Source organism: Escherichia sp. MOD1-EC6300, from assembly GCF_002965045.1.
GTDB lineage: Bacteria > Pseudomonadota > Gammaproteobacteria > Enterobacterales > Enterobacteriaceae > Escherichia > Escherichia coli_F.
Genome location: NZ_PTRH01000007.1, coordinates 99,844 through 114,447, shown reverse-complemented (window position 1 = coordinate 114,447; position 14,604 = coordinate 99,844). Strand labels below are relative to the sequence as shown.

General features: G+C 51.3%; 15 protein-coding genes. 7 read left to right on the top strand and 8 right to left on the bottom strand.

Features of this window, described 5'->3' with window-relative positions; all coding sequences use genetic code 11:
- Positions 1 to 23: 23 nt before the first annotated feature.
- Together secA and mutT are read left to right on the top strand one after the other, a co-directional pair.
- On the top strand, positions 24 to 2,729 hold the full coding sequence (gene secA, locus BGE37_RS12815) for a preprotein translocase subunit SecA (protein WP_000905777.1): 2,706 nt from the start codon (positions 24 to 26) through the stop codon (positions 2,727 to 2,729).
- 58 nt (positions 2,730 to 2,787) lie between these two features.
- Positions 2,788 to 3,177, top strand: coding sequence for an 8-oxo-dGTP diphosphatase MutT (gene mutT / locus BGE37_RS12810; RefSeq protein WP_105288067.1), 390 nt, complete (start codon positions 2,788 to 2,790; stop codon positions 3,175 to 3,177).
- A 156-nt stretch (positions 3,178 to 3,333) separates the two neighbouring features.
- Here mutT and yacG read toward each other — a convergent pair whose 3' ends face one another.
- Genes yacG through coaE form a run of 3 tightly spaced genes read right to left on the bottom strand, consistent with a single transcriptional unit; the run spans position 3,334 to position 4,901 of the window.
- Entirely contained in the window at positions 3,334 to 3,528 is a 195-nt protein-coding gene (yacG, locus tag BGE37_RS12805; protein WP_000005043.1) for a DNA gyrase inhibitor YacG, read from the bottom strand.
- A 9-nt stretch (positions 3,529 to 3,537) separates the two neighbouring features.
- Complete coding sequence (zapD, locus tag BGE37_RS12800; protein WP_001194743.1) at positions 3,538 to 4,281, bottom strand: cell division protein ZapD; 744 nt, start codon at positions 4,279 to 4,281, stop codon at positions 3,538 to 3,540.
- Positions 4,281 to 4,901, bottom strand: a complete 621-nt coding sequence (coaE, locus tag BGE37_RS12795) for a dephospho-CoA kinase (protein ID WP_001269512.1) — start codon at positions 4,899 to 4,901, stop codon at positions 4,281 to 4,283. Before coaE ends, zapD begins: the two co-directional genes overlap by 1 nt.
- 24 nt (positions 4,902 to 4,925) lie before the next feature.
- Here coaE and BGE37_RS25440 point away from each other — a divergent pair, with 24 nt between their 5' ends.
- Together BGE37_RS25440 and guaC are read left to right on the top strand one after the other, a co-directional pair.
- A complete protein-coding gene (locus BGE37_RS25440) occupies positions 4,926 to 4,970 on the top strand; it encodes a protein YacM (protein ID WP_120795372.1) in 45 nt (14 codons plus the stop codon).
- A 155-nt stretch (positions 4,971 to 5,125) separates the two neighbouring features.
- Positions 5,126 to 6,169 carry a GMP reductase gene (gene guaC, locus BGE37_RS12790; protein WP_001217338.1) on the top strand — a complete coding sequence of 348 codons (1,044 nt, stop codon included), beginning with the start codon at positions 5,126 to 5,128 and terminating at the stop codon, positions 6,167 to 6,169.
- Positions 6,170 to 6,203: 34 nt separating this feature from the next.
- On the opposite strand, the gene hofC is transcribed toward guaC, so the two are convergent.
- The 4 genes from hofC to nadC form a co-directional block, all read right to left on the bottom strand.
- Entirely contained in the window at positions 6,204 to 7,406 is a 1,203-nt protein-coding gene (gene hofC, locus BGE37_RS12785; protein ID WP_000157286.1) for a protein transport protein HofC, read from the bottom strand.
- On the bottom strand, positions 7,396 to 8,793 hold the full coding sequence (gene gspE / locus BGE37_RS12780) for a type II secretion system protein GspE (protein ID WP_105288066.1): 1,398 nt from the start codon (positions 8,791 to 8,793) through the stop codon (positions 7,396 to 7,398). The genes hofC and gspE overlap by 11 nt, the downstream gene beginning before the upstream one ends.
- A 9-nt stretch (positions 8,794 to 8,802) precedes the next feature.
- Entirely contained in the window at positions 8,803 to 9,243 is a 441-nt protein-coding gene (ppdD, locus tag BGE37_RS12775; RefSeq protein WP_000360904.1) for a prepilin peptidase-dependent pilin, read from the bottom strand.
- A 202-nt stretch (positions 9,244 to 9,445) separates the two neighbouring features.
- A complete protein-coding gene (gene nadC / locus BGE37_RS12765; protein ID WP_032183211.1) occupies positions 9,446 to 10,339 on the bottom strand; it encodes a carboxylating nicotinate-nucleotide diphosphorylase in 894 nt (297 codons plus the stop codon).
- 87 nt (positions 10,340 to 10,426) lie between these two features.
- Here nadC and ampD point away from each other — a divergent pair, with 87 nt between their 5' ends.
- Both ampD and ampE read left to right on the top strand, forming a co-directional pair.
- On the top strand, positions 10,427 to 10,978 hold the full coding sequence (gene ampD / locus BGE37_RS12760) for a 1,6-anhydro-N-acetylmuramyl-L-alanine amidase AmpD (RefSeq protein WP_000923726.1): 552 nt from the start codon (positions 10,427 to 10,429) through the stop codon (positions 10,976 to 10,978).
- A complete protein-coding gene (ampE, locus tag BGE37_RS12755; RefSeq protein WP_000172005.1) occupies positions 10,975 to 11,829 on the top strand; it encodes a beta-lactamase regulator AmpE in 855 nt (284 codons plus the stop codon). Before ampD ends, ampE begins: the two co-directional genes overlap by 4 nt.
- Positions 11,830 to 11,871: 42 nt before the next feature.
- On the opposite strand, the gene aroP is transcribed toward ampE, so the two are convergent.
- A complete protein-coding gene (aroP, locus tag BGE37_RS12750; RefSeq protein WP_000969915.1) occupies positions 11,872 to 13,245 on the bottom strand; it encodes an aromatic amino acid transporter AroP in 1,374 nt (457 codons plus the stop codon).
- 540 nt (positions 13,246 to 13,785) lie between these two features.
- Between aroP and pdhR the strand changes: the two genes are divergently transcribed.
- Positions 13,786 to 14,550 carry a pyruvate dehydrogenase complex transcriptional repressor PdhR gene (pdhR, locus tag BGE37_RS12745; protein WP_000331776.1) on the top strand — a complete coding sequence of 255 codons (765 nt, stop codon included), beginning with the start codon at positions 13,786 to 13,788 and terminating at the stop codon, positions 14,548 to 14,550.
- Positions 14,551 to 14,604: the final 54 nt, after the last annotated feature.

The following is a 14,604-nucleotide window of genomic DNA, read 5'->3' as shown; positions in this document are numbered from 1 at the left end:
CGCGGGGCGTTTGAGATTTTATTATGCTAATCAAATTATTAACTAAAGTTTTCGGTAGTCGTAACGATCGCACCCTGCGCCGGATGCGCAAAGTCGTCAACATCATCAATGCCATGGAACCGGAGATGGAAAAACTCTCCGACGAAGAACTGAAAGGGAAAACCGCAGAGTTTCGTGCACGTCTGGAAAAAGGCGAAGTGCTGGAAAATCTGATCCCAGAAGCTTTCGCTGTGGTGCGTGAGGCAAGTAAGCGCGTCTTTGGTATGCGTCACTTCGACGTTCAGTTACTCGGCGGTATGGTTCTTAACGAACGCTGCATCGCGGAAATGCGTACCGGTGAAGGTAAAACCCTGACCGCAACGCTGCCTGCTTACCTGAACGCATTAACCGGTAAGGGCGTACACGTTGTTACCGTCAACGACTACCTGGCGCAACGTGACGCCGAAAACAACCGTCCGCTGTTTGAATTCCTTGGCCTGACTGTCGGTATCAACCTGCCGGGTATGCCAGCACCGGCGAAGCGTGAAGCTTACGCAGCTGACATCACTTACGGTACGAACAACGAATACGGCTTTGACTACCTGCGCGATAACATGGCGTTCAGCCCTGAAGAACGTGTACAGCGTAAACTGCACTATGCGCTGGTGGACGAAGTGGACTCCATCCTGATCGATGAAGCGCGTACACCGCTGATCATTTCCGGCCCGGCAGAAGACAGCTCGGAAATGTATAAACGCGTGAATAAAATTATTCCGCACCTGATCCGTCAGGAAAAAGAAGACTCCGAAACCTTCCAGGGCGAAGGCCACTTCTCGGTGGACGAAAAATCTCGCCAGGTGAACCTGACCGAACGTGGTCTGGTGCTGATCGAAGAGCTGCTGGTGAAAGAAGGCATCATGGATGAAGGTGAGTCGCTGTACTCTCCGGCTAATATTATGCTGATGCACCACGTAACCGCGGCGCTGCGTGCTCACGCACTGTTTACCCGTGACGTAGACTACATCGTTAAAGATGGTGAAGTTATCATCGTTGATGAACACACCGGTCGTACCATGCAGGGACGTCGCTGGTCCGATGGCCTGCATCAGGCAGTGGAAGCGAAAGAAGGTGTACAGATCCAGAACGAAAACCAGACGCTGGCGTCGATCACCTTCCAGAACTACTTCCGTTTGTATGAAAAACTGGCGGGCATGACCGGTACTGCTGATACCGAAGCTTTCGAATTTAGCTCAATCTACAAGCTGGATACCGTTGTTGTTCCAACCAACCGTCCGATGATTCGTAAAGATCTGCCAGATCTGGTCTATATGACTGAAGCGGAAAAAATCCAGGCGATCATCGAAGATATCAAAGAGCGTACTGCGAAGGGCCAGCCAGTGCTGGTGGGTACTATCTCCATCGAAAAATCGGAATTGGTGTCAAACGAGCTGACCAAAGCCGGTATCAAACACAACGTTCTGAACGCCAAATTCCACGCTAACGAAGCAGCGATTGTTGCACAAGCGGGTTATCCGGCGGCGGTGACTATCGCGACTAACATGGCGGGTCGTGGTACAGATATTGTGCTCGGTGGTAGCTGGCAGGCAGAAGTTGCCGCGCTGGAAAATCCGACCGCAGAGCAAATTGAAAAAATCAAAGCCGACTGGCAGGTGCGTCACGATGCGGTACTGGCTGCAGGTGGTCTGCATATCATCGGTACAGAACGTCACGAATCTCGTCGTATCGATAACCAGCTACGCGGTCGTTCTGGGCGCCAGGGGGATGCCGGTTCTTCCCGTTTCTACCTGTCGATGGAAGATGCGCTGATGCGTATTTTTGCTTCTGACCGTGTTTCCGGCATGATGCGTAAACTGGGTATGAAACCAGGCGAAGCCATCGAGCACCCGTGGGTGACCAAAGCGATTGCCAACGCTCAGCGTAAAGTTGAAAGCCGTAACTTCGATATTCGTAAGCAACTGCTGGAATATGATGACGTGGCTAACGATCAGCGTCGCGCTATTTACTCCCAGCGTAATGAACTGCTGGATGTCAGCGATGTGAGCGATACCATCAACAGCATTCGTGAAGATGTGTTCAAAGCGACCATCGATGCCTACATTCCGCCGCAGTCGCTGGAAGAAATGTGGGATATTCCGGGGCTGCAGGAACGTCTGAAGAACGATTTCGACCTCGATTTGCCGATTGCCGAGTGGCTGGACAAAGAGCCAGAACTGCATGAAGAGACGCTGCGTGAGCGTATTCTGGCGCAGTCCATCGAAGTGTATCAGCGTAAAGAAGAAGTGGTTGGCGCTGAGATGATGCGTCACTTCGAGAAAGGCGTCATGCTGCAAACGCTTGACTCCCTGTGGAAAGAGCACCTGGCGGCGATGGATTATCTGCGTCAGGGTATCCACCTGCGTGGCTATGCACAGAAAGATCCGAAGCAGGAATACAAACGTGAATCGTTCTCCATGTTTGCAGCGATGCTGGAGTCGCTGAAATATGAAGTCATCAGCACGCTGAGCAAAGTCCAGGTACGTATGCCTGAAGAGGTTGAAGAGCTGGAACAACAGCGTCGTATGGAAGCCGAGCGTTTAGCGCAAATGCAGCAGCTTAGCCATCAGGATGATGACTCTGCAGCCGCAGCTGCACTGGCGGCACAAACCGGTGAACGCAAAGTTGGACGTAATGATCCTTGCCCGTGCGGTTCTGGTAAAAAATACAAGCAGTGCCACGGTCGCCTGCAATAAAGCTAACTCTTGAAACAAAAGGCGCAGGATTCTGCGCCTTTTTTATAGGTTTAAGACAATGAAAAAGCTGCAAATTGCGGTAGGTATTATTCGCAACGAGAACAATGAAATCTTTATAACCCGTCGCGCCGCAGATGCGCACATGGCGAATAAACTGGAGTTTCCTGGCGGTAAAATTGAAATGGGCGAAACGCCGGAACAGGCGGTGGTGCGTGAACTTCAGGAAGAAGTCGGGATTACCCCACAACATTATTCGCTATTTGAAAAACTGGAATATGAATTCCCGGACAGGCATATAACACTGTGGTTCTGGCTGGTCGAAAGCTGGGAAGGGGAGCCGTGGGGTAAAGAAGGGCAACCCGGTGAGTGGATTTCACAGGCCAGCCTCAATGCAGATGATTTTCCGCCAGCCAATGAACCGGTAATTGCGAAGCTTAAGTGTCTGTAGATCGGTTAAGGCATCCAACATTTACACTGGATGCCTGATGCGACGCTGGCGCGTCTTATCAGGCCTACAATTTTTTAACACATTGATATAAAAGATCTTGCAGGTCGGATAAGGCGTTCGCGCTGCATCCGACAACATCTCACCTTTTACACCCAATTACTTCTGCTCTTCGCTCCAGTCATCGCTTTCGGAAAGATCGCCACTGCTGGGGATTCGTTTTTCTTCAGCAGCCCATTCTCCTAGGTCGATCAGCTGACAACGTTTGGAACAAAATGGCCGAAACGGGCTGATTTCACCCCACACCACCGTTTTCCCGCAGGTTGGGCAATTCACCGTAATAGTTTCTGACATTTTTACTCCTTAGCAACAGGCCAGTTCGAAATCCAGACGTTCCGGTACCTGTCCGTTTTCACTGTCCAGCGGCATAAAACGAATGGCAAAACGGCTCTTATGACCGGAAATTTGCGGATAAAGCTGTGAATCGAGCGACAGATTCAGGCGCAGCAAGTCGGCATCGCCACCGTTATCCTGATAAAAACCATTCAGGCTGGTTTGTTTACGGAAGGGGGCCGACTGGCGAATTAAATCCAGCACCATGGTAAGTGCCTGGGTGAGCGGGTTCAGACTGGCAATCCAGGTTTCTACCTGGCTGTCGCGCTGCGCCTGGGGTAGATGCAGCCAAATGTGCAATGTAGGTAAATCAAAGCTACAACAGCCGCCTGGGATGCTCAGTCGCTGACGCACCAGAGCAATCAAACGATCTTCACGCAGAAATTGCCCGATACGCGGCGCGGAAATTAATACGCTCCCCGCCGCTTTTAACTGCTGAATTAATGCTTCAATACGGCTCTGGTCCACGCCAGGCACGCCAATCCAGGTCTGGAGTTTGCGCTGCTGGCGGTCAAGTTCTTTCAACAGCTCAGTACGGACTTCGCCGCGCTCGAAAACATCCAGTAATTCACTGACATTGCGGAAGAAATGCAGAGCGCCAGCGTAGTCAACGACGGGTAGATTAACGGTGAGTTGCTGAATCAAAAACTCAATGCGCAGCCATGTACGCATTTTTTCATTTAGTGGATGTTCAAAAAGGACCTGGGTCTGCATTACGGTTTTTCCTGTGAGACAAACTGCGACGCAAGCTGCAAATAGTGTGCGTGCAGGCGGGCAACATCCGATGCGATAGCATCCGGTGCGCCGTTATTATCAATGACGTCATCTGCCACGGCAAGGCGGGCTTCGCGCGTTGCCTGAGCAGCAAGAATTTGTTCAACATGCTCGCGAGTGACATCATCGCGCTGCATGGTGCGTTTAAGTTGCGTTTCTGGGCTGACATCCACCACCAGCACTCGATTCGCTTTTTTATACAATGAGTTTTCTACCAGCAATGGCACAACCCAAAGTACATAGGGGGAAGATGCTTGCTGGATCTGGTGTTGCGTCTCTTGCTGAATCAGCGGATGCAGCAGGGCGTTAAGCCAGTTTTTCTCTTCCGGGTTGGCGAAAATCCGCTCGCGCAAGGCCCGGCGCTGCAATGTTCCATCAGCAGCAATCATGTTAGCGCCAAAGTGATCAGCAATTGCATGTAGCGCAGGTGCACCTGGTTCAACCACCTGACGCGCAATAATATCGGCATCAATGACGTTAATTCCGAGATCAGCAAACGCATTGGCAACGGTACTCTTGCCACTGCCAATGCCTCCCGTTAAGGCAACTATATACCTCATAATTTATATTCCCGGGAATTCATCATGATTATCAAAACGTTAAAAATGAGCGCACGAAAGCGAAATTGATGAAACGTTCGCTCACTATTTACCAGGTAAATTTATGGGATTGTAGCGTAAAAAAAGACAATTTCGCAGTCTTGCGCCGCATTGATTAGTGCGTATGATAGCGTCACTGGAGTTGCGCTCTTACCCTTATAGCCATTAACCCCAGGAATCCGCACATGCGTATTGAAGAAGATCTGAAGTTAGGTTTTAAAGACGTTCTCATCCGCCCTAAACGCTCCACTCTTAAAAGCCGTTCCGATGTTGAACTGGAACGTCAATTCACCTTCAAACATTCAGGTCAGAGCTGGTCCGGCGTGCCGATTATCGCCGCAAATATGGACACCGTAGGCACATTTTCTATGGCCTCTGCGCTGGCTTCTTTTGATATTCTGACTGCTGTGCATAAACACTATTCTGTCGAAGAGTGGCAAGCGTTTATCAACAATTCTTCCGCTGATGTGCTGAAACATGTGATGGTTTCTACCGGTACGTCTGATGCGGACTTCGAAAAAACTAAACAGATTCTCGACCTGAACCCGGCATTAAACTTCGTTTGTATTGACGTGGCGAATGGTTATTCCGAACACTTCGTGCAGTTCGTTGCGAAAGCGCGTGAAGCGTGGCCGACCAAAACCATTTGTGCTGGCAACGTCGTGACAGGTGAAATGTGTGAGGAGCTTATCCTCTCCGGTGCTGATATCGTTAAAGTTGGCATTGGCCCAGGTTCTGTTTGTACAACTCGCGTCAAAACAGGCGTCGGTTATCCGCAACTTTCTGCGGTGATCGAATGTGCCGATGCTGCGCATGGTCTGGGCGGAATGATCGTCAGCGACGGTGGCTGCACCACGCCGGGCGATGTCGCGAAAGCCTTTGGCGGCGGTGCCGATTTCGTCATGCTTGGCGGCATGCTGGCGGGCCACGAAGAGAGCGGTGGTCGCATCGTTGAGGAGAACGGCGAGAAATTTATGCTGTTCTACGGCATGAGCTCCGAGTCTGCGATGAAACGTCACGTTGGCGGCGTTGCGGAATATCGCGCAGCAGAAGGTAAAACCGTTAAGCTGCCGCTGCGAGGCCCGGTTGAAAATACCGCGCGTGATATTTTGGGCGGCCTGCGTTCAGCTTGTACATACGTTGGGGCTTCACGCCTGAAAGAGCTGACCAAGCGCACCACATTTATCCGTGTACAGGAACAAGAAAACCGCATCTTCAACAATCTGTAATCTCCCAATGCTGGCGTGGAGTAACACGCCAGCGTTATCCCATCCCACTCATCGCATCGCCTAAATGGAAAATTGGCAAATACATTGCCACCACTAGCGTACCGATAATTCCTCCCGTTATGACCAGCAACACCGGTTCGAGCAAGGCTGCAAGGTTATCCGCCAGCGCCATGGTGTTATCCCGATGATGACGGGCGAGGTTGTCTAACATGAGATCCAGCGAACCGGATGCCTCTCCTGTTCTCACTAATTGCAAACAGAGCGGGCTAAACTCACCGGCATTTTTTAGCGCCAGCCAGATAGGATGACCGTTACTGATATCGTGCTGGATTTGTGTCAGAAGTTGCTCCCAGTACTGACAGCGCATTGTTGCTCTGACGCTCTCTACGCCCTGTAAAAAAGTAATGCCTGCACTTTGTGTCAGCGCCAGAATCGTAAAGATCTGCGTGAGTTTTTGCCCTCGCATCAGTGAACCCATAATTGGGATGCGTAACAGTGATTTTTGCCTCACGATGAGCCAGGTCGGGCGGCGCACCAGCAACTTATTGGCTATTGCCAGCAGTAAGCCGAACAACAGCAGCAGCCAGCCCCATTCGCCACTAAAGTCTGCCAGCGTCATGATCCCCTGCGTTAGCGCCGGTAATGGGGTGTTAAAGGTCTTGTAGATAGCAGCAAACTCCGGCAGTACAAAATGCAGCATTGCCACAACCACCATGATTGCCATCGCTAAAATGATGATGGGATAACGCAACGCTGATTTCACTTTATCGGCTAACTGACGTTGGGCTTTTTGCTGTCGAGCAAGTTCAAAGCAACATTCATCTAACTTACCAGTCAATTCCCCCGTGCGGATCATTGCCTGATAGAGCGGCGGAAATACCTCTGACCAGGGTAATAAGGCATTGGAAAAAGCAATGCCCTGTTCGAGATCGTGCGCCAGCGATTGCAGCAACGCTTGCCATTGCTTACTGGGATGCTGTTCCGCCAGCAGTGCCAGCCCTTCAGAAAGCGTTAACCCGGCTTTGAGTAGCGTCGCCAGTTGATGAATGACTTCCGCGCTTTTATCTCCTCGCCACTGCGCAGAATTGATGGCGATTCGCTTCAGGCTAAGTGGGGTAACCATCTGTTGCTGTAGTGCTATGAGCAGCAAAGCACGGCTCTCTGCCCATAGCATCCCATCTTGCGCATTGCCGTCGCCGGTTATGCCACGCCAGCGCCAGAGTTGCTTACTCGCCATACGGCATTCCCAATACGCGGATTAACTCTTCAAAGGTGGTTAAGCCTTGCTCCACGGCCAGGCAGCCGTTTTCAAAAAGCGTTCGCATACCCGCCTGTCGGGCGTGCGTTTCCAGCGATTCAACGTCGGTATTAGCGGAAATAAGCTGACGTATGAACGGTGTTATGGGCAGAACTTCAAATAAGGCCGTGCGACCATAAAAACCGTGGTAGCAATGTACACAACCGGGTGCTTGCCAGCGGGGCAGCGGCGACGGCCATACATTGTCTGGAATATGGATGGGCTCCCCTTGCTGCTGGCGACAATGCGGGCAAAGTTTGCGTACCAGACGCTGGGCTATTACCAGCGTAAGCGCCGATGAGAGCATCCAGCGGGCGACTCCCATTTGCTGTAAACGTACCAGCGTTTCAGTGGTGGAATTGGTGTGTAGGGTAGACAACACCAGGTGACCGGTTTGCGCCGCTTTAATAGCGATCTCTGCTGTTTCGCCATCGCGGATCTCTCCGATCATGATGACGTCAGGGTCCTGGCGCAATAACGCACGCAAAACGCCCTGAAAGGTAAGACCGGCACGCGGATGGATTTGCGTCTGGTTTAGTCCGGCTATGGGGATCTCAACCGGATCTTCGACGCTACAAATATTAATGTCAGCGGTATTCAGCGTTTGCAGGGCACTATAAAGCGTGACCGTTTTGCCGCTGCCTGTAGGGCCAGTTACCAGCACCAGTCCCTGTGGTTGTTGCAAGGCATGAGCAAAGTCCGCCAGTTGTAACGGCTGCATCCCCAGCGTGTTGATATCCAGTGCCTGGCTCACCTGCTGTAACAACCTTAATACCACCTTTTCACCACCCTGGCATGGTAAGGTCGCAATACGAAATGAGACGGCGTTTCCTGCCAGTTCGACAGTGAATTGCCCGTCCTGCGGCAGGCGATGTTCCGCAATATCCAGGTTGCCCAGCACTTTTAATCTGGCGGTTAATGCGACTCCGGCATCCGGTAAAACATCCGGTAAAACATCCGGTAAAGGATGCAATACACCGTCGATACGCAAGCGGATGCGGTAGGCATTGTCCGCTGGTTCGATATGAATATCAGACGCGCGTTGTTCCAGCGCAGATTGTAACGTTCGAGTCAGCAACTCTGCTTTGGGCTGATGCTTCTCATGAATAGCTACGGGCAATGTCTGTTGGGTGCGACTGGCGTGACCTTCCATTTGTTGGCGCGTCCAGCAGGTGATCTCAATACGTTTGGTGGTAGCGAAATGCAATGCGTCCAGTAGCTCATGCGAAGGGGCATCAACCACCGCAACATGAACCACCTCTTCGCTGGCATCCAGCAAGACTCCCTGATAACGCAGACACAGGGCGGTGAGCTGTGGAATATTCATTGCCGCTCCTTAGTTGGCGTCATCAAAGCGAAAGACATCTTCGCAGGCTTGCTGCAATGCGCTGTCACTTTGAATATTGCAGTTGCGCGTCCAGCCGGTGACGCCGTTTGCGTTATCCCAACCCGGTGTCATAACGACGCTTAGCCCATTGAGACTTTCTTGCCCGGTCAGCGACACCACGCCCTTTGCCACACTCATGGCTGAAACATAGCGGGTGGTGGTAGGCGAGGGAATGCCATTGCTGCCACCGTCGCAGGTATCTAATCCACCATGTTCCAGCGCGCACAACTCTACGGCGGTACGGTAAGGCACAAAGGTTTGTAGCATGTCGGTGAGTGCGGCTTTGCGCAGGTAGTTTTGATAAGCGGGAATACCAATGGCGCTTAAAATGGCAATGATGCCAATAACCACCATCAGTTCGATAAGTGTAAAACCGCGTTGCTTGTCCATTTGTTTCGCTCCTTGATTTGGTTGGCGCTACTTTGGCAAACGCCATCAGCACAAGCGAGGGGCAAAAAACGAAACGGGAAAGCAGCTTCCGGAGTTTTTTATTACGTTGCAGCGAAAGACAAGAAATTTGCGAGGCGTTACGAAGAAAGTTGGGAAAGGGGAGATTATCCGCCCGCGATGGAGCGGATAAATCTGTCAGCAATCAGCGAAAACGCATTGAAAGGTCGAGTGCCTGTACGTGTTTAGTTAGCGCACCGACGGAGATAAAGTCCACGCCCGTTTCGGCAAATTCGCGCAGTGTTTTGTCAGTGACGTTGCCAGACACTTCCAGTAGCGCCTTGCCGTTGGTGCGTTTGACAGCTTCGCGCATCTGTTCTGTTTCGAAGTTATCCAGCATGATGATATCGGCACCTGCTTTCAGGGCTTCATCAAGTTCTTCCAGATTCTCTACTTCGACTTCTACTGGCGCATCTGGGTGCAGCCAGGACGCTTTTTCGACCGCCTGGCGCACTGAGCCGGAGGCAATAATATGGTTTTCTTTGATCAGGAAGGCATCAGAAAGCCCCAGGCGGTGATTCGCTCCGCCGCCGCAAAGTACCGCGTATTTCAGAGCTGAACGCAGGCCGGGTAAGGTTTTGCGCGTATCCAACAACTGCGTGTTGGTGCCCTCCAGTAATTCGACATAGTGGCGTACCTTACTGGCAACCCCTGAAAGGGTTTGCACAAAATTAAGTGCAGTGCGTTCGCCCGTTAACAGCACGCGGGATGGGCCTTCAAGTTCGAACAAGGGTTGTTTGGCGTTGATGACATCGCCGTCATCCACATGCCAGATTATGGTGACATCGTCGCCTGCCAGTTGAATAAACACCTCTTCAACCCAGCGTTTGCCGCAAAATACGCCATTCTCGCGTGTGATCACTGTGGCATGAGAGCGAGAGTTTTCCGGTAAAAGTTTTGCCGTAATGTCATTGTTGGCATCGACTGTTCCGCCTAAATCTTCCCGCAGCGCCTGGGCCACCGCGCCGGGGATATCGAGATTAATGCGTTCCAGCAGCTCGTCACGTCGGGTGTCAGGGTTATAGCGGCGAGGCGGCATGTTAAAACTCCAGATAGCTAACGAATCATAAGGTAGAAACATGCTACTCTGAACCGGGTATTAGCACCACATATAAGGAGATCCTGCATGTTGTTAGAACAGGGGTGGCTGGTTGGCGCGCGCCGCGTTCCCTCACCACATTACGATTGCCGCCCGGATGACGAAACACCCACCCTGCTGGTGGTGCACAATATTAGCCTGCCGCCAGGCGAGTTTGGCGGTCCGTGGATCGACGCATTATTCACTGGAACTATTGATCCGCAGGCACATCCTTTCTTTGCTGAGATCGCCCATTTGCGCGTCTCCGCTCACTGTTTGATTCGCCGCGATGGTGAAATAGTCCAGTATGTTCCTTTCGATAAACGTGCCTGGCATGCCGGAGTCTCTCAGTATCAGGGGCGCGAACGCTGCAATGATTTTTCTATTGGGATTGAGCTGGAAGGCACCGATACGCTGGCGTATACCGATGCGCAGTATCAACAGCTTGCGGCGGTTACGCGGGCACTGATTGATCGCTATCCAGATATCGCTAATAACATGACGGGCCATTGTGATATTGCGCCGGATCGGAAAACCGATCCCGGCCCCGCCTTTGATTGGGCACGGTTTCGCGCCCTGGTCAGCAAGGAGACAACATGACGCTGTTTACAACCCTATTGGTGTTAATTTTCGAGCGCCTGTTTAAGCTGGGCGAGCACTGGCAGCTTGATCATCGTCTTGAGGCGTTCTTCCGGCGGGTGAAACATTTTTCTCTCGGGCGCACATTAGGCATGACCATTATTGCGATGGGCGTGACTTTTTTACTGTTACGCGCATTGCAGGGAGTATTGTTCAACGTTCCCACGCTGCTGGTGTGGCTGCTGATTGGTTTGCTGTGTATTGGCGCAGGTAAAGTTCGTCTTCATTATCATGCTTATCTGACAGCTGCTTCACGTAATGATAGCCATGCCCGTGCCACGATGGCTGGCGAACTCACCATGATTCACGGCGTCCCAGCAGGCTGCGATGAACGTGAGTATTTGCGTGAGCTGCAAAATGCATTGCTGTGGATTAACTTTCGTTTTTATCTTGCTCCGTTGTTCTGGCTGATTGTGGGGGGAACCTGGGGACCCGTTACGCTGATGGGGTATGCGTTTTTGCGTGCATGGCAATACTGGCTGGCGCGTTACCAGACGCCGCATCATCGTTTACAGTCCGGCATTGATGCCGTGCTTCATGTACTGGATTGGGTGCCGGTTCGTCTTGCGGGTGTGGTATATGCCTTGATCGGTCATGGGGAAAAAGCGTTACCGGCCTGGTTTGCTTCGCTGGGTGATTTCCATACTTCGCAATATCAGGTATTAACACGTCTGGCACAGTTCTCTCTGGCGCGTGAACCGCATGTCGATAAGGTGGAGACGCCGAAGGCAGCGGTTTCCATGGCGAAGAAAACCTCGTTCGTGGTCGTGGTGGTAATTGCGCTACTGACGATTTACGGGGCGTTGGTGTAAAGATTATTGCCCTCACCCTGCACGGGTGAGGGCGTAGAGAGATTAATGCGCTTTTACGGCTTTGGCGGTTTTCTCTTTAAACAGATAGCCGATACCTAACACGATCAGCCATACCGGGATCAGGTATACCGAAATCGCCATTCCTGGGGTCATCAGCATAATCACCAGTACCGCCGCCATAAACAGCAGGCAGATCCAGTTACCCAGCGGATAAAGCAGAGCAGGGAAGCGAGTTACCACGCCTTGTTCCTGCTTGGCGCGACGGAATTTCATATGCGCCAGGCTAATCATCGCCCAGTTGATGACCAGTGCAGATACCACCAGCGCCATTAACAGTCCGAATGCGGATTCCGGTGCAAGGTAGTTAATCAGCACGCACAATGCCGTAACCAGCGCAGACACCAGAATAGTGTTAACCGGTACACCGCGTTTGTCGACAGACGCCAGCGCTTTTGGCGCGTTGCCCTGTTGTGCCAGACCAAACAGCATACGGCTGTTGCAATATACGCAGCTGTTGTACACGGAGAGCGCAGCAGTCAGTACCACGATGTTCAGCGCATTAGCCACAAAGGTATCGCCCAATTCGTGGAAGATCAGTACAAACGGACTGGTATCAGCAGTAACGCGGGTCCATGGCATCAGCGAGAGCAGAACGGCTAACGAACCAATATAGAAAATCAGGATGCGGTAGATAACCTGGTTAGTTGCTTTCGGGATACTTTGCTCCGGATTATCAGCTTCTGCTGCGGTGATCCCCACCAGTTCCAGACCGCCGAAAGAGAACATGATAATCGCCATCATCATCACCAGTCCGGTAAAGCCGTGCGGCAGGAAACCACCTTGATCCCACAGGTTGCTAACGGTCGCCTGCGGGCCGCCGTTGCCACTGAACAGTAGCCAGCCGCCGAAGATGATCATCGCCACCACTGCGATAACTTTGATAATGGCAAACCAGAACTCCATCTCGCCAAACACTTTTACGTTTGTCAGGTTGATGGCGTTGATCACCACAAAGAACACGGCGGCAGAAACCCAGGTGGGGATTTCCGGATACCAGAACTGAATGTATTTACCCACGGCAGTCAGCTCTGCCATGGCAACTAAAACGTACAGTACCCAGTAGTTCCAGCCAGAAGCGAAACCGGCAAAGCTACCCCAGTATTTATAAGCAAAGTGGCTAAAGGAGCCTGCGACAGGTTCTTCGACCACCATTTCACCTAGCTGACGCATGATCAGAAAGGCGATAAAACCAGCAATGGCGTAACCCAGGATAATCCCTGGCCCTGCGGACTGTATTACGGAGGCGCTACCCAGAAATAGCCCGGTCCCTATCGCGCCACCCAGCGCGATAAGCTGAATATGGCGGTTTTTAAGGCCGCGCTTTAGCTGCTCGCCGTGCTGTTGACCTTCCATCATGAAACCTCGTGCGGTGATTGTTTTTTTGATCTACGCAGTGATGCGTGTGTAAGTTTGCAATTCCGTTTTTTGTATTAATTTGTTTACATCAAAGACGTTTGAATTGTTACAAAAGGACTTCCGTCAGATAAAGAATAATGGTATGCGGCAGCGAATGCACCCGCTTTATGCATGGTTGAAGATGAGTTGCTTAAAAAGGAACCGTTTGTAAAGGTCAGCCTCAAATCCCCTCAACATACAAAATGAATATAAATTCATTATTTTTGAATTAAAAATCGATAAATTGGTAAGTGAATCGGTTCAATTCGGATTTTTATAGTTTAATAATCGTTAAAAAATCCCTTTCCTACGTAAAGTCTACATTTGTGCATAGTTACAACTTTGAAACGTTATATATGTCAACTTGTTAAAATGTGCACAGTTTCATGATTTCAATCAAAACCTGTATGGACATGAGGTGAATACTTTGTTACTTTAGCGTCACAGACATGAAATTGGTAAGACCAATTGACTTCGGCAAGTGGCTTAAGACAGGAACTCATGGCCTACAGCAAAATCCGCCAACCAAAACTCTCCGATGTGATTGAGCAGCAACTGGAGTTTTTGATCCTCGAAGGCACACTCCGCCCGGGCGAAAAACTCCCACCGGAACGCGAACTGGCGAAACAGTTCGACGTCTCCCGTCCCTCCTTGCGTGAGGCGATTCAACGTCTCGAAGCAAAGGGCTTGTTGCTTCGTCGCCAGGGTGGCGGCACTTTTGTTCAGAGCAGCCTCTGGCAAAGTTTCAGCGATCCGCTGGTGGAGCTGCTCTCCGACCATCCTGAATCACAGTATGACTTGCTCGAAACACGACACGCCCTGGAAGGTATCGCCGCCTATTACGCCGCGCTGCGTAGTACCGATGAAGACAAGGAACGCATCCGTGAACTCCACCACGCCATAGAGCTGGCGCAGCAGTCTGGCGATCTGGACGCGGAATCAAACGCCGTCCTCCAGTATCAGATTGCCGTCACCGAAGCAGCCCACAATGTAGTTCTGCTTCATCTGCTAAGGTGTATGGAGCCGATGTTGGCTCAGAATGTCCGTCAGAACTTCGAATTGCTCTATTCGCGTCGCGAGATGCTGCCGCTGGTGAGTAGTCACCGCACTCGCATATTCGAAGCGATTATGGCCGGTAAGCCGGAAGAAGCGCGCGAAGCATCGCATCGCCATCTGGCCTTTATCGAAGAAATTTTGCTCGACAGAAGCCGTGAAGAGAGCCGCCGTGAGCGTTCTCTGCGTCGTCTGGAACAACGAAAGAATTAGTGATTTTTCTGGTAAAAATTATCCAGAAGATGTTGTAAATCAAGCGCATATAAA